General features: G+C 64.1%; 17 protein-coding genes. 10 read left to right on the top strand and 7 right to left on the bottom strand.

Going from position 1 to position 19,123, the window contains the following annotated elements; all coding sequences use genetic code 11:
- The first annotated feature begins 109 nt into the window (after positions 1-109).
- Positions 110-697, top strand: a complete 588-nt coding sequence (locus EJ070_RS28585) for a hypothetical protein (RefSeq protein WP_126094353.1) — start codon at positions 110-112, stop codon at positions 695-697.
- 15 nt (positions 698-712) lie between these two features.
- Here the strand turns inward: EJ070_RS28585 and EJ070_RS28580 are convergent, their stop codons facing one another.
- Positions 713-1,639, bottom strand: a complete 927-nt coding sequence (locus EJ070_RS28580) for a LysR substrate-binding domain-containing protein (protein WP_126094352.1) — start codon at positions 1,637-1,639, stop codon at positions 713-715.
- A gap of 90 nt (positions 1,640-1,729) precedes the next feature.
- Here EJ070_RS28580 and EJ070_RS28575 point away from each other — a divergent pair, with 90 nt between their 5' ends.
- Entirely contained in the window at positions 1,730-2,623 is an 894-nt protein-coding gene (locus tag EJ070_RS28575) for an EamA family transporter (protein WP_126094351.1), read from the top strand.
- A 27-nt stretch (positions 2,624-2,650) separates the two neighbouring features.
- Positions 2,651-3,499 carry a hypothetical protein gene (locus EJ070_RS28570; protein ID WP_126094350.1) on the top strand — a complete coding sequence of 283 codons (849 nt, stop codon included), beginning with the start codon at positions 2,651-2,653 and terminating at the stop codon, positions 3,497-3,499.
- 52 nt (positions 3,500-3,551) lie between these two features.
- On the opposite strand, the gene mutL is transcribed toward EJ070_RS28570, so the two are convergent.
- Both mutL and EJ070_RS28560 read right to left on the bottom strand, forming a co-directional pair.
- Positions 3,552-5,432, bottom strand: a complete 1,881-nt coding sequence (gene mutL, locus EJ070_RS28565) for a DNA mismatch repair endonuclease MutL (protein WP_126094349.1) — start codon at positions 5,430-5,432, stop codon at positions 3,552-3,554.
- Between the two features lie 45 nt (positions 5,433-5,477).
- Positions 5,478-6,380 carry a LysR substrate-binding domain-containing protein gene (locus EJ070_RS28560; RefSeq protein WP_126094348.1) on the bottom strand — a complete coding sequence of 301 codons (903 nt, stop codon included), beginning with the start codon at positions 6,378-6,380 and terminating at the stop codon, positions 5,478-5,480.
- A gap of 90 nt (positions 6,381-6,470) precedes the next feature.
- On the opposite strand from EJ070_RS28560, the gene EJ070_RS28555 reads away from it, so the two are divergent.
- The 4 genes from EJ070_RS28555 to EJ070_RS28540 all read left to right on the top strand — a co-directional run bounded on the left by EJ070_RS28555 (position 6,471) and on the right by EJ070_RS28540 (position 10,866).
- The gene (locus EJ070_RS28555) at positions 6,471-8,021 is read left to right on the top strand and encodes a trimethylamine methyltransferase family protein (RefSeq protein ID WP_126094347.1); all 1,551 of its coding nucleotides are present in this window, start codon (positions 6,471-6,473) and stop codon (positions 8,019-8,021) included.
- A 44-nt stretch (positions 8,022-8,065) separates the two neighbouring features.
- A complete protein-coding gene (locus EJ070_RS28550; protein ID WP_126094346.1) occupies positions 8,066-9,715 on the top strand; it encodes an ABC transporter substrate-binding protein in 1,650 nt (549 codons plus the stop codon).
- 100 nt (positions 9,716-9,815) lie between these two features.
- On the top strand, positions 9,816-10,295 hold the full coding sequence (locus tag EJ070_RS28545; protein WP_126094345.1) for a DUF3828 domain-containing protein: 480 nt from the start codon (positions 9,816-9,818) through the stop codon (positions 10,293-10,295).
- Positions 10,296-10,299: 4 nt separating this feature from the next.
- Positions 10,300-10,866: a hypothetical protein gene (locus EJ070_RS28540; RefSeq protein WP_126094344.1), complete on the top strand. Its 567-nt coding sequence runs from the start codon at positions 10,300-10,302 to the stop codon at positions 10,864-10,866.
- A 20-nt stretch (positions 10,867-10,886) separates the two neighbouring features.
- Here the strand turns inward: EJ070_RS28540 and queF are convergent, their stop codons facing one another.
- Positions 10,887-11,348 (bottom strand): preQ(1) synthase, encoded by a 462-nt coding sequence (queF, locus tag EJ070_RS28535; protein ID WP_126094343.1) that lies wholly within the window; start codon positions 11,346-11,348, stop codon positions 10,887-10,889.
- A 138-nt stretch (positions 11,349-11,486) separates the two neighbouring features.
- On the opposite strand from queF, the gene EJ070_RS37500 reads away from it, so the two are divergent.
- Entirely contained in the window at positions 11,487-13,532 is a 2,046-nt protein-coding gene (locus tag EJ070_RS37500) for an NADH:flavin oxidoreductase (RefSeq protein ID WP_126094342.1), read from the top strand.
- A gap of 147 nt (positions 13,533-13,679) precedes the next feature.
- Here the strand turns inward: EJ070_RS37500 and EJ070_RS28525 are convergent, their stop codons facing one another.
- Positions 13,680-14,087: a hypothetical protein gene (locus tag EJ070_RS28525; protein WP_126094341.1), complete on the bottom strand. Its 408-nt coding sequence runs from the start codon at positions 14,085-14,087 to the stop codon at positions 13,680-13,682.
- 159 nt (positions 14,088-14,246) lie between these two features.
- On the opposite strand from EJ070_RS28525, the gene EJ070_RS28520 reads away from it, so the two are divergent.
- Positions 14,247-14,675: a MarR family transcriptional regulator gene (locus EJ070_RS28520; protein WP_126094340.1), complete on the top strand. Its 429-nt coding sequence runs from the start codon at positions 14,247-14,249 to the stop codon at positions 14,673-14,675.
- Between the two features lie 6 nt (positions 14,676-14,681).
- Here the strand turns inward: EJ070_RS28520 and EJ070_RS28515 are convergent, their stop codons facing one another.
- Positions 14,682-15,416, bottom strand: a complete 735-nt coding sequence (locus tag EJ070_RS28515; protein ID WP_126094339.1) for a polysaccharide deacetylase family protein — start codon at positions 15,414-15,416, stop codon at positions 14,682-14,684.
- A 73-nt stretch (positions 15,417-15,489) separates the two neighbouring features.
- A complete protein-coding gene (locus EJ070_RS28510) occupies positions 15,490-17,559 on the bottom strand; it encodes an EAL domain-containing protein (RefSeq protein WP_126094338.1) in 2,070 nt (689 codons plus the stop codon).
- A gap of 288 nt (positions 17,560-17,847) precedes the next feature.
- Here EJ070_RS28510 and EJ070_RS28505 point away from each other — a divergent pair, with 288 nt between their 5' ends.
- A complete protein-coding gene (locus tag EJ070_RS28505) occupies positions 17,848-19,035 on the top strand; it encodes a glycine C-acetyltransferase (RefSeq protein ID WP_126094337.1) in 1,188 nt (395 codons plus the stop codon).
- Positions 19,036-19,123: the final 88 nt, after the last annotated feature.

Below are 19,123 nucleotides of genomic sequence, written 5' to 3'. Positions count from 1 at the left end.
GGCGCTTGAGTTCATGCGTTTTCAATCGCCACAAATCGCGGGCAAGGTCAAGCTTGACGCAATGCTCATGTAATATCGCTTGGCCGGCACAATGGTTTCCGGAGCCGGCATGGACATCAACCCAACCCGCCTGACGTCGCTGCTGAAGGAGGCGCTGACCCCGCAGCCGGTGCCGTCGGCCAGACCCGATCCGGCGACCGCCGCGCTGGTCAAGGCGCTCGTCCAGCCGCCGGCGCCTTCGACGGTGCAATCGGCGCAGTTTGCCGCGCAGACGCTGAACGGCTCCTTGGCCAAGCTGCCCGCTCAATCGCCGCAGCGCCTGTCCTCGGTCGAGATCGAGAACGCCTACAGAGCCGTCATGGAGCCCGATGTCGGCACCGATGACGCCTCGGCAAGGGCTTCGGCACACAGGCCGGCGGCCGATGCCGACCAGCCTCCGCGAGCCATCGCCCAGGCGCAGGCGGCAGCCGCCGGCAGCTCGCAAATCGCAGCGGTTCCGTTACCGTCCTCATTCTCGCCCACCATAGCTTCTGGGGTGCTGTTTGCGGCCAACACCAACGCGCCGCCGCGCGGAGGCGGTCGCCCCGGCCACGCTCCGCGATCCGAACCCGGCCAGACGCCGCTGTGGATGATATCGATCGTGACGGCCATCGTCTCGGCCGCGACCACCACGATCGTGCTGTTGCTGCTTCGCTGATCGAAGCTGACCGTCCTAGATATCGTCTTGCAGGAAGGCTTCGAGCTTTTCCGGTGCCAGCCCCGCCTGTTCGGCGATCCGCCGCGCGAGATCGGCGGCGGCAGCGCGGGGGCGCCCGACCGGGCGATCGAGCCAGTAGGACACCGGATTGAGCGCAACGCGATCGTCGACGGCGACGATTCGCCCGGATCTGAGTTGATCCTTGGTCAGCGGCGGCCGCGCCAGCGCGACACCGAGCCCGTGCGCTGCCGCGTCGAGCACCAGATTGTAGTCCTCGAAGCGCCGGTCCTGCGGGCGAGGCCGGTAGTCGACATCCTGCGCCGCGAACCAGGCGCGCCAGCCGGAGGCGTCGGAATCGTTGATCAGCGGGAATTTGAGCAGCCGCGCCGGGTCGCCTTTGCCGATCTCCTTCGCCAGTTCCCGCGAGGCGATCGGAAAGATCTGCTCCTCGAAAAGCTGCACCGAGACGCGGCCGGGAATGCGGCCGCGCCCGCAGCGCACGGAAAGGTCGATGCCTTCGTCGGCAAGGTCGGCCTGCCGGTTGTCGACATCGAGCACGATGCGAAGCCGGGTCGGGTGGTTTTCCAGCGCCGCCATGCGCGGCATCAGCCACAGCCCGCTCACCGAAGGGATCGAGGCCAGCCGCACCACGGCGGTGCCGCGCGGCTCGACCCAGCGGTCGGAATTGACCGAGATCAGCGCGAAGGCTTCGGTGGTGCGAAGATGCAGCCGGTTGCCCTCATTGGTCAGCGTCACGCCGCGCGCGTTGCGCTCGAAAACCTTGAGCCCCAGCCAGTCCTCCAGCTTGGCGATCTGACGGCTCACCGCACCGTGCGTGAGGTTGAGCTTTTCGGCCGCCGCCGAGAAGCTTCCGGTACGCGCCGCGGCGTCGAAAGCGCGCAAAGTCTCCAGCGGAAGCATTGGGTTCGAGCTGTGATCCATGCTCACAGCTGACCCTCGAATTGCTCGTTTGTCAATCGGTCTGCAATGGCGTTTTCTGTGCTCATGGCACTGAAAAACGAGGAAACGGCGATGAGCGCTTACACCGGCACGTTGAATGAGACACAGCGCATAGACACCACTGCAGCCGTCGCAGTGGCGCTGACGGTGGCCGGTTGGGCCTCGGCCTTCCCGGCGATCCGCGCCGGCCTTGCTGCTTTCCAGCCGCTGGAACTCGGCGCGCTGCGCTTTGCCATCGCGGCCGTGCCGGCGGCTATCTTCCTGGCGGTCAAGCGCCCGGCGCTGCCGAGACTCGACGAATTGTGGCGTTTTGGCTTCGGCGGCGCGATCTTCGTCGCGCTCTATACCGCCATGCTCAATTTCGGCGAGCTGACCGTCTCGGCTGGCGCCGCAGGCTTCATCATCAATGTCAGCCCGATCTTCACCGCGATCATGGCGATGGCGCTGCTCGGCGAGCGCTTTTCCGGCATGGCCTGGATCGGTACGATTATCTCCTTCACCGGCATCGGCATCATCGCGGTGGCCGACGGGAACGGCCTGCATTTCAATGCCGGCGCGCTGCTGGTGCTGGGTTCCGCACTGTGCTCGGCCGTCAACACCATCGTCCAGAAGCCGCTCTTTGCCCGCCATCATCCGCTGACCATTGCGGCTTCCAACATGGTGCTCGGCGCGCTCTGCCTGTCGCCCTTCCTGCCGGAAGCGTTTTCGCAGGCCGCGGTCGCCGACACCGCCGGTCTCGGCGCCGTCATCTATCTCGGCGTCGTGCCCTCGATGATCGCCTACGCCGCCTGGGCGACCGCGCTGTCCCGCCTGCCTGCGGCACGGGCCTCGAACTTCCTCTATCTCGTCTCGCCAACCTCAGCCCTGATCGGCTTCTTCTGGCTGGGCGAAGTGCCGTCGCTGCTCGGCATCCTCGGCGGCGCGCTGGCTCTGGGCGGCGTCATCGTGGTGAATTTAAAGCGGTAAATCAGAGAGTTATCACCGTTTCACGACTTGATTGATGAGTTGCGATCCGCCACCGATGACCTCTGTGATGCAGGCGTAAGGCAAGCTATCCTGACCCGACTTGATGAGGGGATCGGGATGGGAAGAGGGTTCATAACCGCGGTTTTCTGTTTGCTCATGCCGACCGAAAACGCCGTCGCGGGCTTGTACCAGGTGGAGAACTACGAAGGTTCGATCGGACCGAACCCGGTCCATCTCTCGCTGCAGAGATATGCTCACTTCGGCAGCGGCATCACTGTCGAGGGAAGCTATTTCTACGACGCCAAGCAAAGCCCCATCGCGATCTACGGCACGGCCGACGGCTCAAGGCTCACGCTGTGCGAGATTGCGGACGACAAGCAATTTCAACGCGTTCTCGTGATGGGATCAAAAACGCCCGTCGATACGGCCGGATGCCCATTCTCCCTCGATGTCGGCGAAAGCGGCGCTACGGGGAACTGGAGCAAGGACACGGACAAATTTCCCGTTACGCTGAAGAAGGTCGCCAGCCTCGACGATACCGGCGAGGGCAAGATCGACGGAACCGTCGAGATTCCCTTCTGGGCCGAGACGGCCAGCGACCGGTTTGCCGGAATCTACACGACATCCGATGCCGGCATCTGCATGACCAAACTGCAAATCATCAACAAGAAGAAAAAGAAAGTCGTTCAGGAGATCGGGTTCGACGATGAGGACTGCAACGCCGGTATGTCGACGACGCCCATTTATATGAACGTGGAAAAATGGGTGGAGGGAGGCAAGGACATCATTTCAGTAAATTTTGGAGGTGGCAAATTCGCAGGCGCGGACGACTATGTCCTCGACCCGAAGACAAAAAAATACCATCTAAAGAAATGATATTCAGGCGCATGCTGCCAACCCTGCTGTTGCGCAACGAGCCAGGGGACGCTCACCTCCGCCCGAACAGCCGTTCGATATCGGCGAGCTTCAATTCGATATAAGTCGGGCGGCCGTGGTTGCAGGTGCCGGATCCCGGCGTCGCCTCCATCTGGCGCAGCAGCGCGTTCATCTCCTCGGCCTTGAGCAGCCGGCCGGAACGCACCGAACCATGGCAGGCCATGGTCGCGGCGATTCTGTCCAGCCGCTCCTTCAGCGTCTCGACCGTGTCGTTGTCGGCGATCTCGTCGGCGAGGTCGCGCACCAATTGCTGCACGTTGGTTTCGCCGAGCATCGAGGGTGTCTCGCGCACGGCCACCGCACCCGGTCCGAAGCGCTCGAGGCCAAGGCCGAATTTGGCCAGCGTCTCGGAATGCAATGCCAGCCGCTCGGCGTCCTCTTCGGGCAGGTCGACGATCTCTGGCAGGAGCAGCATCTGCGAAGGCACGGCGCGCGAATGCAGCGCATTCTTCAGCGCCTCGTAGACCAGCCGCTCATGCGCGGCATGCTGGTCGACAATGATGAGCGAATCCCTCGTCTGGGCGACGATGTAGTTCTCATGCACCTGCGCGCGCGCCGCGCCCAGCGCCATGCCGAGCAGCGCTTCGGCCGGCTCGGTTATGCCGGCCCGCGCATCGGCGCTGGCAACCGGCCCCGTCTCGAAGGCGGCTTGCTCGTTTTCGGCGAAGCCGTTTCGCGGCTGCCGCGCATCGCCCATGTCGTGCGGCCGCTGTGGCGAGCGAGCCAAATTCGAACCATGATCGAAACCGCTGAAGCCAGAGGCGTGGTAGGCTGCCTCGTAGCTGCGATGGCCGGCGGTCGGCCCGGGATGCGCGTAAGGTGCCGTGCCCGGCCGGAACGCGGCCATCATGCCGGCTGCGCCAGAGGTCGCGGCGCGGATGCCGGCGCCGGCCAGCGCCTCGCGGATGGCACCGACGATCAGCCCGCGCACCAGGCCCGGATCGCGGAAGCGCACATCGGCCTTGGCCGGATGGACATTGACGTCGACGGTCGCCGGATCGAGCGACAGGAAAAGCACGGTCACCGCATGGCGGTCGCGCGGCAGCACGTCGGCGAAGGCGCCGCGGATCGCACCGGCGATCAGCTTGTCGCGCACCGGCCTGCCGTTGACATAGGCATATTGCTGCAGCGCGTTGGCGCGCGTGTAGGAGGGGATCGAGACGTGCCCGGCAAGATGCACGCCATCGCGCATGGCATCGATGGGAATCGCGTTGTCGGGAAAGTCCTTGCCCATCACCTGCGCGACGCGGGCGAGCCGGCCGTCCGGCGTGTCGCCGGTCGCCGGCAGTTCCAGCGTCGAGCGATCGGCGCCGGCGAGCGTGAAGCGCACGGCAGGGAAGGCGATAGCGATGCGCTTGACCACGTCGCCGGTCGCCGAGCTTTCGGCGCGTTCGCCCTTCATGAATTTGAGCCGCGCCGGCGTGGCGAAGAAAAGGTCGCGCACCTCGACCGTCGTGCCGCGGTTTGCGGCCGCCGGCTTAACGGGCAGGACGCGGCCGCCCTCGATGCCGATCTCGGCCGCGCTGTCGCCGCTTGCCGTGCGCGAGCGGATCGAAAGCCTGGCCACCGAGCCGATCGAGGGCAGCGCCTCGCCGCGGAAACCCAGCGAGCGGATGTCGTGGATGTCGTCTGAAAGCTTGGAGGTGCAGTGGCGGGCAACCGCCAGCGCCAATTCCCGTTCTGGAATGCCCGAGCCATCGTCGGTGACGCGGATGAGGGAGAGCCCGCCGCCGGCGGTGACGATCTCGACTCGGCCCGCACCGGCGTCGAGCGCGTTCTCGACCAGCTCCTTCACCACGCTTGCCGGACGCTCGATCACCTCGCCGGCGGCGATCTGGTTGATCATCGTTTCGGAAAGCTGGCGGATGGGCATGCGGTGATTATAGGCGGATTCGATTGGCGTGGGGGAGGGGCAACTTCACGCCTGCGCCACCAGCCAGTCCCTGACCTTGAGTGCATTGTCGCTGAGCTCCCGGTTCTTCGACCAAATGACGTAGAACGCGGTGCCGGTCCTCAGCACGTGATTCGTCACCGGGACCAGCAGGCCGGACGCCACCAGCCGCTCGACGAGATGGCGCCAGCCGAGCGCGATGCCTTGTCCCTCCATGACCGCTTGGATGACAAGGGCGTAATCGTTGATGCGCAGGCCGCGTTCGGCATTGCGCAGACTGGTTCCGGCGGACGCGAACCATTCGTCCCAGTTCGCCGCCTCGCGGTACGGCTCCTCGAGATGGATGAGCCGGTGCGTTGCCAGTTCCACGACGGTCCTCGGCATGCCGAACTTCGCCAGATAGTTGGGACCCGCGACCGGGAAGATCTCCTCGTCGGCCAAAGGCAGCGAATGATAGTCCGCCCATTGCCGGGGAACGCCGCCGCGCACGGCGAGCGGGATGCCTTCGGCGATGATGTCGAGATCGCGGTCCGCGGTCTGGATGCGTAGATCGATGCCAGGCAGTTCGTCGCGGAACTGCTGCAGGCGCGGCATCATCCAGAAGGAGCCGAAGGCGGTCGAGGCGGCAACCGTCACGTGGCCGCCCGTGACCTGCAAGCGAAGATCCTCCGCCGACTTGCGGATATGGGATAAGCCAAGCGACACATCGGCATGGAAGCGTTCGCCGGCTTCCGTCAGGCTGACCTGCCGGTGGCGGCGCTGGAAGAGCTTGGCGCCGAGCTGTTCCTCCAGTCCGCGCACCGCATAGGAAACGGCCGCCTGCGTCATGCCGAGCTCGCGGCCGGCGGCGGTGAAGCTCGACAGCCGGCCCGCCGCCTCGAAGACGATCAGGCTGCCGGCCGAGGGCAGGAGGTGGCGTAGGCTTCGCATAAGCGCAGCTTATACAAGAGATCAGGATTTTCCAGCGTCACAGTCATATTTCGTCTCGCTAACTTGGCTGGGCGGGAAGTAGGAGGCTCCATGAACGCACCGGCCGTTGAAATGACCGAACCGGCCCACCGTCGCGGTGGCGGTCGGCTGGGACGCAAGGCGCTGAGAAGCGCGCCGATAGCGTCGTTCCCGACCCTTGTCCGGCAGATTCCGGTTTACGAGATCGTGCCGGACGAGGCAGTCGAGTTGATCCACGAGGAATCGCTCAAGATCCTCGAGGAGGTGGGCTGCGAATTCCGCGACGACGAGGCGATCGCGCTTTGGAAGGCGGCTGGCGCCGATGTGACCGAGACGCGCGTCCGTATCGACCGCGCATTGCTGATGGAACTCGTCTCGAAGGTTCCGCCGGAGTTCACCCTCAACGCGCGCAACCCCGAGCGCACGGTCCGCGTCGGCGGCAAGAACTCGATCTTCGTGCCGATGTATGGCGCGCCCTACGTGCGCGACCTCGACAACAAGCGGCGCTACGGCACGCTTGCCGATCTCAACAATTTCCACAAGCTCGCCTACATGGCGCCGGCACTGCATTCGTCGAGCTCGATCATCTGCGAGCCCATGGAAATCCCGGTGCCGAAGCGCCACCTCCACATCATCCATTCGGCGCTGAAGCACTCCGACAAGCCGTTCATGGGCATCGTCACGTCGAAGGAGCGGGCCGAGGACACGATGGCGATGGCTGGCATCGTCTTCGGCGAGGAGTTCGTGCGGGACAACCCGGTGCTGGTGTCGATCACCAACTGCAATTCGCCGCTGGTGTGGGACGCCACCATGCTCGACGCGATGAGGGTCTATGCGCGCCACAACCAGCCGCTGATCCTGGCGCCCTTCGCGCTGTGCGGCGCCTCGACCTCGGCCTCCGCCGTCGGCGCGGTCGCGCAGGTCAATGCCGAGGCGCTTGCCGGGGTGGCCTTCACCCAGCTTATCCGCCCCGGCTCGCCGCAGATCTACGGCCAGTTCATGGTCACCGTCGACATGAAGACCGGCGCTCCGATGGGCGGCACGCCGGAAGCCGCGCAGATGATGTATCTGATGGGCGCGCTGGCCAGGAAATACAAACTGCCGTGGCGCACCTCCGGCTTCCATGTCGGCTCCAAGCTCAACGACGCCCAGGCCGGCTACGAGGCGAACATGCTGATGCATGCCGCGATCCTCGCCGGCGCCAACTACATCTGGCACTCGGCCGGTTGGCTGGAGGCCGGCCTCACCTGCGGCTATTCGAAATTCGCCACCGACTGCGAGCAGCTCGTCGGCTGGTACAAATATGCCGGCGGCATTCCGTTCGACGATTTCAAGGAAGCGATGGCGGCGATCCGCGAGGTCGGTCCGCAAGGCCATTTCCTCGGAACGCAGCACACGCTCGAGCATTTCGAGAAGGCCTTCTTCATGCCGACCATCATGGACTTCAACTCTTTCGAACAATGGACAGCCGAGGGCGCGAAGGATCATGATACGCGCGGCCGTGAAAAGGCGCGCAACATGCTCGCCGACTATCAGGAGCCGAGGCTCGACGAGGGCGTCGCCGAAGGTCTCAAGGATTTGATCGCGCGGCGCGAGGAAAAGCTGCCTGATAGCGTTAGTTGACAGAGAACGGGCGAAGACCCGCCGGAACCAATGGGAGAAAGACAATGACGATTTTCAGAAGCAACAGCGATCGAGTCCCCGCCGCCATCGAAGCGATGGCGGACGAGGTGCGCGCGGGCCGCGTGGACCGGCGCGAATTCCTGGCACTGGCGAGCGCCTTCGGTGCATCGACGGCTTTCGCCTATGGAATGATCGGCCTTGCCGCGCCGACCAAGGCGCTGGCCGACGAACCGAAGAAAGGCGGCACGCTGCATGTCTCGATGTCGGTCAAGGCGCAGAAGGATCCGCGCACCTATGACTGGACGGAAATGGCAAACGTCACCCGCAGTTGGCTGGAGCCGCTCGTGCGCTACACGCACCAGTTCACTTTCGAGCCGGTGCTGCTCGAGAGCTGGGACGTCAATGACGATGCCACCGAATACACGCTGCATCTGCGCAAGGGCGTCACCTGGAACAATGGCGATGCCTTCAACGCTGATGACGTGGTCTTCAATCTGAACCGCTGGTGCGAGAAGGGGGCTTCCGGCAATTCCATGGCGGCACGCGTCGGCGCGCTGGTCGATGCCAAGACCGGTAAGGCGAAGGATGGCGCCATCACCAAGGTCGACGACCACACGGTCAAGCTGAAGCTCAACGAGGCCGATATCGCGATCATACCGGGCTTCACCGACTATCCGGCGCTGGTCGTGCATCGCGACTTCGACAAAGATGGCGCCGACCCGATCAAGAAGCCGATCGGCACCGGAGCTTTCGAGCTGGTGTCTTACGACGTCGGCCAGAAGGCGGTCGTCAAGCGCCGCGAGAACGGCAAATGGTGGGGTGGCGAAGCGCTGCTCGACGGGGTCGAATTCATCGACTACGGCACCGACTTCAACGCCACGCTGAATGCCTTCGATTCCGGCGAGATCGACCTCGATTTCGAAACGCCGGCCGACTTCATCGACCCCCTCGACAACATGGATCTGGTGAAATCGGAGGTCGCGACGGCGACCACGCTGGTTGCCCGCACCAACATCACCCACAAGCCCTATGACGACCAGCGGGTGCGCAACGCGCTGCAGATGGCCGTCGACAACAACCAAGTCATGCAGCTCGGCTATGCCGGGCGCGGCACGGTCGGCGAGAACCACCATGTCAGCCCGATCCATCCGGAATACTATCCGCTGCCAAAGAAGGAGCGGGACGCGGCCGGCGCCAAGAAGTTGATGGCGGATGCCGGACAGGCCGACTTCGAGCACGAGCTGATCACTGTCGAGGACGAGTGGCAGAAGAACACCGGCGACGCCATCGCCGGCCAGTTGCGCGATGCCGGCATCAAGGTGAAGCGCACGGTGCTGCCCGGCTCGACCTTCTGGAACGATTGGACGAAATATCCTTATTCCCTAACCATCTGGTATATGCGCCCGCTCGGCGTCCAGGTGCTGGCGCTGGGCTACCGCAGCGGTGAGGCCTGGAATGAGACGGCCTATTCCAATCCGGATTTCGACGCCAAGCTCAAGCAGGCGCTATCGGAGATCGACGTCGCCAAGCGCAAGGAGGTGATGAAGGACGTCGAGCAGATCCTGCAGGACTCCGGCGTCATCATCCAACCGTTCTGGCAGAAGCTCTACTGCCACATGAACAAGAAGGTGAAGAACTACGCAATGCACCAGACCTATAAAATGGACTTCCAGAACGTCTGGCTTGAAGCCTGAGACGGGCAGCGCAAGGACTTCATGCCGCGCGAAAAAGCCGATATGCAGGATGCGTGGTGGCGATCTTGCCACCACGGCGCCGAACATCCGGAGATCCTGCATGAGACCAACAATGCTGGCCGCTGCCATGTCGATCGCCTTGCCTGCCGCGACACTCGCCGGGCCGGCTTCCAAGGCCGTGAAGTTCTTCTATGTGCCTGAGGTGAGGTTCGAGGCGGACGCGAAATACCGCGACCGCTTCACCGAGCCGGTCACCAAGCTGTTTGAGGCCAACGACAAGGCGCAGAAGGAGAAGCCCGACGAGGTATCCTGCATCGATTTCGACCCGGGCCTCGACGCCCAGGATTTCGATCAGAAGACCGTGTCGAAGACGCTGAAGCTCACCGAGGCCGTCAATGGCGACACCGCTGAGGTGACGGCAAACTTCAATCTTTTCTCGGAAGGCGATGACTCCAAACGTGAAATGGTGTGGTCGCTGAAGAAAGTGGACGGCAAGTGGAAGATCGCCGACATCACCTCCAAGACCAGCGACTGGACGCTCAGCGCGCTGGAATGCATGCCGGGCTCCTCGGCGGAGTAGTCCCGTGCTGCGCCGCCTCGTCCTCGCGCTGTCGAGCTTGTCGATGCTGGCCGTGGGGCTGAGCGGCAGCGCCTGCGCGCAAGGGCTGTTCGGCTCGCCGCCGCCGCAGGCCTCATCTACCGACAATGCGCCGGCGGATGGCACCCCGCCGCCTGCCGCGACGCCGGCGCCCGCCGCCCCCGTCCTTCCCGGGTCGCCGACGGCGGTAGTGAAGCCTTTCTACGAGCATCTCGGTCTGGAATTGGACCCGGCCCAGCGCAAGAACTTCATCGACCCGGCCAAGAGCGTGCTCGACAAGAGCGACGCGCTGCGTGCCTCCGGGCAGGGCGAATGCCTCGACCCCAACATGGCCCTCGACAATGCCGACTACGACAAGTTCGCCATCGACAAGAGCCTGCGCACCATCGAAGCCATCCATGGCGACGAGGCCAAGGTGGTCGTGGCCTTCGTCGCTGCTGGCAACAAGCATCGGCTTGAATGGAAGCTGAAGAAGGTCGGCGGCGACTGGAAGATCGCCGATCTCCTGTCGGTCACCGGCGAATGGGCGTTGAGCCAATACCAGTGCGAATGAGCGCGATTAACCCAGTCCCCTCAGCCCCTTCCGCGATAGGGCGCCACGCCGGTGTCGGGCAGCCAGGCGCCTTCGGGCGGAGCGCCGGTCTGCCAGAAGACATCGATCGGAATGCCGCCGCGCGGGAACCAGTAGCCGCCGACGCGCAACCAGAGCGGCTTGGTCGCCTCGACGATGCGGCGGCCGATCATGACGGTGCATTCCTCATGGAAGGCGCCGTGGTTGCGGAACGAGGTCATGAACAGTTTCAGCGACTTCGATTCCACCAGCGTCTTGTCGGGCGCGTAGTCGATGACAATGTGGGCGAAGTCGGGCTGGCCGGTGACCGGGCAGAGCGAGGTGAATTCCGGGCAGGTGAAGCGCACGATCGCCGGCGGCCCGTCGCCGCGATTGAAGGGCACGGTCTCCAGGACCGCCTGTTCGGGGCTTTGTGGCGTCTCGACGTGCTTGCCGAGCTGGGTGAGGTTTTTTGCATCAGTCATGGGCGGCTCCTTGCTCCCAGCCGTTGGAAGCGCAGTTCAACGGGCGGGTGCGAAACGAAGGTTGAAGAAGCGCTGCAGTCCTCTCGGGCGCAGCGCGTTTGACCGCTCATTAGCACAATTTGAAACGGCAGGAAGACGATGACCAGCAACGACCCGCTTCTCCAACCTTACCAGCTCAAGCACCTGACGCTGAAGAACCGGGTGATGTCGACCAGTCACGAGCCGGCCTATTCCGAGGACGGCATGCCGAAAGAGCGCTACCGGCTCTACCATGCCGAGAAGGCCAAGGGCGGCATGGCGCTGACCATGACGGCGGGCTCGGCGATCGTCTCGCGCGACAGCCCGGCCGCCTTCGGCAATCTGCATGTCTATGACGATCGCATCGTGCCGTGGCTGGCGGAACTCGCTGATGCCTGTCACGAGCATGACTGCAAGGTGATGATCCAGATCACCCATCTCGGGCGCCGCACCGGCTGGAACAAGGCGGACTGGCTGCCGGTGCTTTCGGCTTCGCCGGTGCGCGAGCCGGCGCATCGCGCCTTTCCCAAGACCATCGAGGATTGGGATATCGAGCGCATCGTCGCCGACTATGCTTCCGCCGCGCAGCGCTGCCAGGCCGCCGGCCTCGACGGCATCGAGTTCGAGGCCTACGGCCATCTGATGGACGGCTTCTGGTCGCCGGCCACCAACCATCGCGACGACGATTTCGGCGGCTCGCTCGACAACCGGCTGCGCTTCACCAACCTGGTGCTGGACGCGGTGCGCGCGGCCGTCGGCGAAAAATTCGTCGTCGGCATCCGCATGGTTGCGGACGAGGATTTCGAAAAAGGCCTGTCGAAGGAGGAGGGCGTCGAGATCGCCCGACGCCTGGCCTCATCCGGCAAGGTCGATTTCCTCAACATCATCCGTGGTTCGATCGAGACCGACGCGGCGCTGACCAAGGTCATCCCGGTGACCGGCATGCGTTCCTCGCCGCATCTCGACTTCGCCGGCGAGGTGAAGGCGGCGACGAAATTCCCGACCTTCCACGCGGCGCGCATCTCCGATGTCGCCACGGCGCGCCATGCGATCGCCACCGGCAAGCTCGACATGGTCGGCATGACGCGCGCCCATATTGCCGATCCCTATATCGTCAAGAAGGTGATGGAGGGCCGCGAGCACGAGATCCGTCCTTGCGTTGGCGCAACCTACTGCCTCGACCGCATCTATGAAGGCGGCGAGGCGCTTTGCGTCCACAATGCCGCGACCGGCCGCGAAGCGACGATCCCGCATGTCATCGCCAAAAGCAAAGGGCCGAAGAAGCGGGTGGTCGTCGTCGGGGCCGGGGCCGGCGGGCTCGAAGCCGCGCGGGTCGCCGCCGAACGCGGCCATCAGGTGACGGTGCTCGAAGCGTCGAGCCAGGCCGGCGGCCAGGTGCGGCTCGCGACGCAAAATCCGCGCCGCAAGGAACTGATCGGCATCATCGACTGGCGGCTCGCGGAACTGGACCGCCTCGGCGTCGAGATCCGCTACGACACATGGGCCGAGAAGAACGATGTGCTGGCGCTGTCTCCGGATGTGGTCATCGTCGCGACAGGCGGCCTGCCGCAGAACCCGCCGCTGGCGGCGGGCGACAACCTCGTCACCTCGAGCTGGGACATCATGGCGGGCAGCGTCAAGCCGGCCGAGAACGTGCTGCTCTATGACGACAATGGCGGCCATCAGGGGATGGGCGCGGCGGAGTTGATCGCCAACAGCGGCGCGAAGCTGGAGCTGGTCTCGCCGGAGCGCTTCTTCGCGCCGGAAATGGGCGGCCTGAACCACGTTCCCTATATGCGCGCCTTCCACGAGAAAGGCGTCACCGTCACCATCAACACCCGTCTGCGCTCGGTGCGGCGCGAGGGCAACCAGCTCATTGCCGAGTTGGCCTCGGACTTCGCCGATGGCTGGCGCGGCGAGCGGCGGGTCGATCAGGTGGTGGTCGAGCATGGCACGGCGCCGCTCGACGATCTCTATTTATCGCTGAAGCCGCTGTCGAGGAATGGCGGCGCGGTCGATTACGAGCGGCTGGTGAGCGGCGGCGACATCTTTCCGTCACGCAATCCGGAAGGCGGCTTCGTCGTATTTCGCATCGGCGACGCGGTCGCCTCGCGAAACATCCATGCAGCCATCTATGACGGGATCAGGTTCGGGATCCGAATCTGAGGCATGGAGCGTGATCCCAACCTCCGGTTCGGAGAAGATCATGCTCAATCGGTGGCGCGCAACCGACCTAGCAAGGAGAGCCACCTGCCGCTTTGGTCCGTTGCGCGCCGCGCATGACGCCGGCCTGATGCCGGCGTCGTGCGATACTCAAAACATCCTGGCGGTCGCCATGCAAAGCACGGTGATGACCAGCAGCCCGCCGGCGATGCGTTCGCCTCTGGTCGTTTTCGCGCGCAACTGGGTTTGCGTCGCCGCATCTGCAGTGGCCAACTGCCTGCTGGCGGAGCCGACCAGCGCGCCTTGCACGCCTGCGGCGATCAGCGCCGTCACGATACCGAGCGCCAGCACCTTTTCCATCGAGCCGAAGACACCTTCATGGAAAAAATACCAAAGCAATATGCCGGTCAGGAAAACCAAACCGGCCGCCCCCATTTGCGGTCGGAAGAACCGTTCCGCTCGAATATCGGGATCGCGGGCGACCGCTATGGTCGTGCCGGCCCAGAACACGCCGGCCATGACATGCAGGCCGATGACGACGATGTAGACATATTGCATGACCGCATTCCTCTCGTTCGCCCGCCCGCCTGCGTGTCGCAGTGCCGGTCGGTTGGTTCCGGCGGCACCATGAATAAGACAAAATTAGATATCTAATGGTTAGATGTCAATGCATCGCGCAGTATTTCGCCAATCCATTGCTTGTTTTAGTGTCCGGCCATGACGCCGTTTGATCGCCCGCCAGTCGGCATGAATCTCGCCCGCACGTCCAAGGTGGTGGCGCAGGCCTTCGACGCCGCCCTGGTCGAGGCCGGCGGCACGCTGCCGGTCTGGCTGACCTTGCTCTCGGTCAAGTCGAAGGAACTCGCCAACCAGCGCGAGCTTGCCGGCATGATCGGAATCCAGGGCGCGACGCTGACCCATCATCTCAACGCCATGGAGGCGCAAGGGTTGCTGACGCGCCGCCGCGATCCAGGAAACCGCAGGGTCCACCAGGTGGCCCTGACTGAAGCCGGCGAAGCGCTGTTCGAGAGATTGCGGATGGCTGCGATCGCCTTCGACAAGCGGTTACGGAGCGGAATTGCCGATGAGAGGCTGGCCGAATTCGCGGAAGTGCTTGCAGCACTCCGTGGGAATGTCGGGGATTAAACCGCCTCAGTCGTAGGTCGCGATGGCGCCGAAGGCGTAGTGGCGCAGCCTGAGCGCCGCGATCAGTGCGGTGAGCTTCGCCTTGCCGTCGAAGGCGTCCTGGAACATCTCGTCATGCATCAACAGGATCAGCCTGCCCGGCTTGACGAAATTGCCGTAGCCGAACAGATGATCGATCTCGCTCACCAGATGGTCGACGCTCTGCACCGGCTTGCCGCTGTCTTCATGCACCCATTCATGATCCCAGCCATAGAGCCAGAATCCTGACGCGGCGACGAACTCGTAGTCCGGGTCCTCGCGGCCGGCCTGCGCCAGCCCAAGCGAGTTGTCGTCTTTCGACATCGACGGCAGCCGGAACACGTCGCGCCCCGGCAGCCGCGCGCGCACGGCGGGCTTCAGGCCAAGCACGGCATTGGCCCTCAGCATGTCCGCGACCACGCCCTCGGTGTCGCCGTAGAAATGCCGGTAGTGGTTGTAGGCATGGCTGTAGCTGTGATTGCCGATCGTCACCAACGGCATCGATTTCGCCCGCTGCAGCAGCGCCCGGTTGGCTGCATTGGCTTCGGCATGCATGCCGACCATGAACAGTGTCGCCGGCACCTGCTCGGCCTGCAGCACGTCGAGGATATTGGCTGTGCCGTTCAGCGGACCGTCGTCGAAGGTGAGATAGATGGTCCGGTCGGCGGCAAGCGCAGGACACGCCACCAGCAACAGCGTCAGTACAAGAAGTCGAAGCGGCATCCGCAAGTTCCGGTTGCAATCGCGGCAGGCCGCCATGCTTGTCCAAGCTTGTCAAGCTTGCCGGTCGATCGCGCTATGCCAGGCTGCCTTGCAGCACCTTGAGCTTCGCCTTCTTCGGGCTGCGCGCCATCAGCCATTCGCGCGCCTTGTCCTGCGGCATCGGGAAGGCGATCGAATAGCCCTGCACCTGGTCGCAGCCGATCGCCATAAGCGAGTCGAGCTCGGCCTCGGTTTCCGCGCCCTCGGCGACGATCGAGATGCCCAGCCCGCGGGCAAGCTCGGTGATGGCGCGCACGATCTTGGTGTTGTCGCCGTTCTCGTTGATGTTCTGCACGAAGCGGCGGTCGATCTTCAACCGGTCGATCTCGTTCGGATTAACGTGGCTGAGCGACGCATAGCCGGTGCCGAAATCATCGAGCTCGAGATGCACGCCGGCGGCGCGGATGTGCCTGAGCTTGGCGGCGATACCGGTCTTTTCGTCGTCGAGGATGACGGATTCGACGATTTCCAGCGACAGCTTCTGCGGCGCGAGCCCGGCCCGCTCCAGTGTCTCGAACAGGAACTTGTCGAAATCCGGCTCGCGCAGCTCGGTGCCCGAGACGTTGACGGCGATGCGCCCGAAGTCGATGCCGGCGCGGTCCCATTCGGCCGCTTCGTCGATCGCCTTGGTGATGACGATACGGCCGATATCGGGCATGAAGCCGCATTTTTCGGCGACGGGGATGAACTCGCCGGGCGAGATCATGCCGCGTGCGGCATGCTTCCAGCGCACCAGCGCCTCGATGCCGCTGATCTTGCCGCTGGTGAGCGACACCTGTGGCTGGAAATAGACCTCGAAGGTCTTTTCGGAGATCGCGGTGCGGATGTCTTGCTCGAGCTGCTTGCGGTAGTCGAGCTCGCGCCGAAGCTCCTCGGAGAAGAAGGAGAAGCTTCCGCCGCCGAGCTTCTTGGCCGAATAGAGCGCGAGATCGGCATGGACAAGCAGGTCCTGCGCATTCTCGGCATCGACGGGGTAAACGGCGATGCCGGCGCTGGCGCCGGGCATGATGGTCGTGCCCTGGAAGGTGATCGGCTCGTTGATTTCGCCGAGGATACGCTTGGCCAGCGCATGGATGTCCTCGGTGGAGCCGACGCCGTTGAGGATCATCACGAACTCGTCGCCGCCGAGACGGGCGCAAAGATCCGATGCGCGGCAGGAATCGCGCATGCGCTGCGCGGTGACGACAAGCACATAGTCGCCGGCTGCGTGCCCCAGCGTGTCGTTGATCTGCTTGAAGCGGTCGAGGTCGAACTGGATCACCGCCAGGCGCTCGCGGCGGCGATGCGCGCCCTTGATCAGCGTGTCGAAATGATCGGTGAGGAAGGTGCGGTTGTGCAGGCCGGTCAAGCCGTCATGCACGGCGATGAAGGCCATGGAATTGCGGGCATCGACCAGCTCGTGCGTCTTGCGCAGGATGGCCTTCGACATCGGCCGGAAGATGAACAGCGCCACCAGCACGATGACGCCGATGGTGGCAAAGAACAGCGTGCGGTGAAGGTCGAGCATCTCGTCCGACCGCTCGTTGGCAAAGGCGCTGATGCGCTGGCCGAGCGCGGCATAGCCGGACAAGGTCGCATTGGCGACGGAGGCGTCGAGGCCGGCGCGTTCGCCGCCGCCCTTGTAGCCCTCGCGTTGCATGCCGAGCTGGGATCCGAAGGACGAGGCCAGCCGTTCGCCGTTGGCAATCAGGCCGACCGAGAAATAGTCGAGGTGGAACGGCTTGCTGAACAGCACGTATTCGATCGATTTCGGATCGTTGCGCGCCGGTGACAGCGGATCGGCACCGGTCTCCTTGAGCAGCAGGTCATAGTTGGTCTCGAACTCGGCCGTCGCCAGCTTGAGCGCGGTGACGAGCGCCGCCTGCTTGTCGCGTGAGGCGGCACCCGTGGCGCCCGCCAGGAAGACGATGCGCTGCGACAGCGCCTTCTGCGTCGAGACGATGTCGAGCAGCGCATCATTGTGCTGCTGTTGCGCCATTAGCTGCTGCAGAAGGATGAAGGACGCCATCACCATGGCGGCGATGATCATGAGCGCCAGCCAGTAGCCGCTCTTGATCAGCAGAATCAGCTTGCGCGAAACGCTCTGCACTGGCTGCTGCGACATAACTCGGTGACCCCTCCGGTCGACGGATTCCTGCCATGGATTCGTGGCGGGAAGAGCCTTGACGTGAAAGGGTTAACAGCTCGGCAAGCAGGCGCGGCGCTTATCCTGGCGGCGTGACAAAGCTGACAAGATGGTTATCGCGTCCTTTCAAGCGTTGTCGGCATTTGAGCGCATCGTTGCTCCGCCGTGGCCGGAAGGCTTTCGCATCGCCACCGAAGCGGTCGTTTTTGCGATGGATTTTTCGGCCGCGTAGCGCGACAGTCCGCGTCAAATGAACAGGGCCAGACCATGAGCGCAGCGTTTCTCTCCCACATCGACAACGAGCTTCAGGGCCTGAAATCGGCCGGGCTCTACAAGTCAGAGCGGGTCATATCCTCGATGCAGTCGGCCGAGATCGAGGTTGCAGGCCAGAAGGTGCTGAATTTCTGCGCCAACAATTATCTGGGCCTCGCCGACAGTCCCGAGTTGCGCGAGGCGGCGAAGCGGGCGCTCGACCGTTACGGCTACGGCATGGCCTCGGTGCGCTTCATCTGCGGCACGCAGGAGGAGCACAAGCAGCTCGAAGCGACGATCTCGTCCTTCCTAGGCATGGAGGACACCATCCTCTACGGCTCCTGCTTCGACGCCAATGGCGGCCTGTTCGAGACGCTGCTGGGCGAGGAGGACGCCGTCATTTCGGACGCGCTGAACCACGCCTCGATCATCGATGGGGTGCGGTTGTCCAAGGCCAAGCGCTTCCGCTACGCCAACAACGACATGGCCGATCTCGAAGCGCGGCTGAAGGAGGCGAAGGAATGCCGCTTCCGGCTGATTGCCACCGACGGCGTGTTCTCGATGGACGGCATCATCGCCAATCTCGGGGGTGTGTGCGACCTCGCCGAGAAATACGACGCCATGGTCATGGTCGACGACAGCCACGCGGTCGGCTTCGTCGGCAAAAACGGCCGCGGCTCGGCCGAGCATTGCGGCGTCGAGGGCAGGGTGGACATCATCACCGGCACGCTCGGCAAGGCGCTGGGCGGTGCTTCCGGCGGCTACACCTCGGGCAAAAGCCAAGTGGTCGATTGGCTGCGCCAGCGCTCGCGGCCCTATCTCTTCTCCAACACGCTGATGCCGGCCATCGCCGGCGCCTCGATCAAGGTGTTCGAGCTGGTCCGCAATGGCGACGCGCTGCGCGAGCGCCTATATGCCAACGCGCAGCGCTTCCGCTCTCAGATGGGTAAGCTGGGCTTTACGCTTGCCGGCGCCGATCACCCGATCATCCCGGTGATGCTTGGCGACGCTGCTTTGGCGCAGGAGATGGCGCAGCGCATGCTGAAGCGCGGCATCTACGTCATCGGCTTTTCCTTCCCGGTTGTGCCGAAAGGCCAGGCGCGCATCCGCACGCAGATGTCTGCCGCGCATTCCAGCGCCGATATCGACCGCGCGGCCGAGGCATTCGGCGAGGTCGGCAAGGAATTGGGCGTGATCGGCTGAGGCGCTTTACCCTCCCCCTTGTGGGGAGGGTCGGCGCACGGCCGCTTGCGAAGCAAGTGGCCGGGAGACGGGGCGGGGGTATGCAGGG

It is taken from the genome of Mesorhizobium sp. M1E.F.Ca.ET.045.02.1.1 (genome assembly GCF_003952485.1).
Taxonomy (GTDB): domain Bacteria; phylum Pseudomonadota; class Alphaproteobacteria; order Rhizobiales; family Rhizobiaceae; genus Mesorhizobium.
The sequence above is the reverse complement of the archived record's forward strand: the minus strand, read 5'-3'. Positions and strand labels throughout refer to the sequence as shown.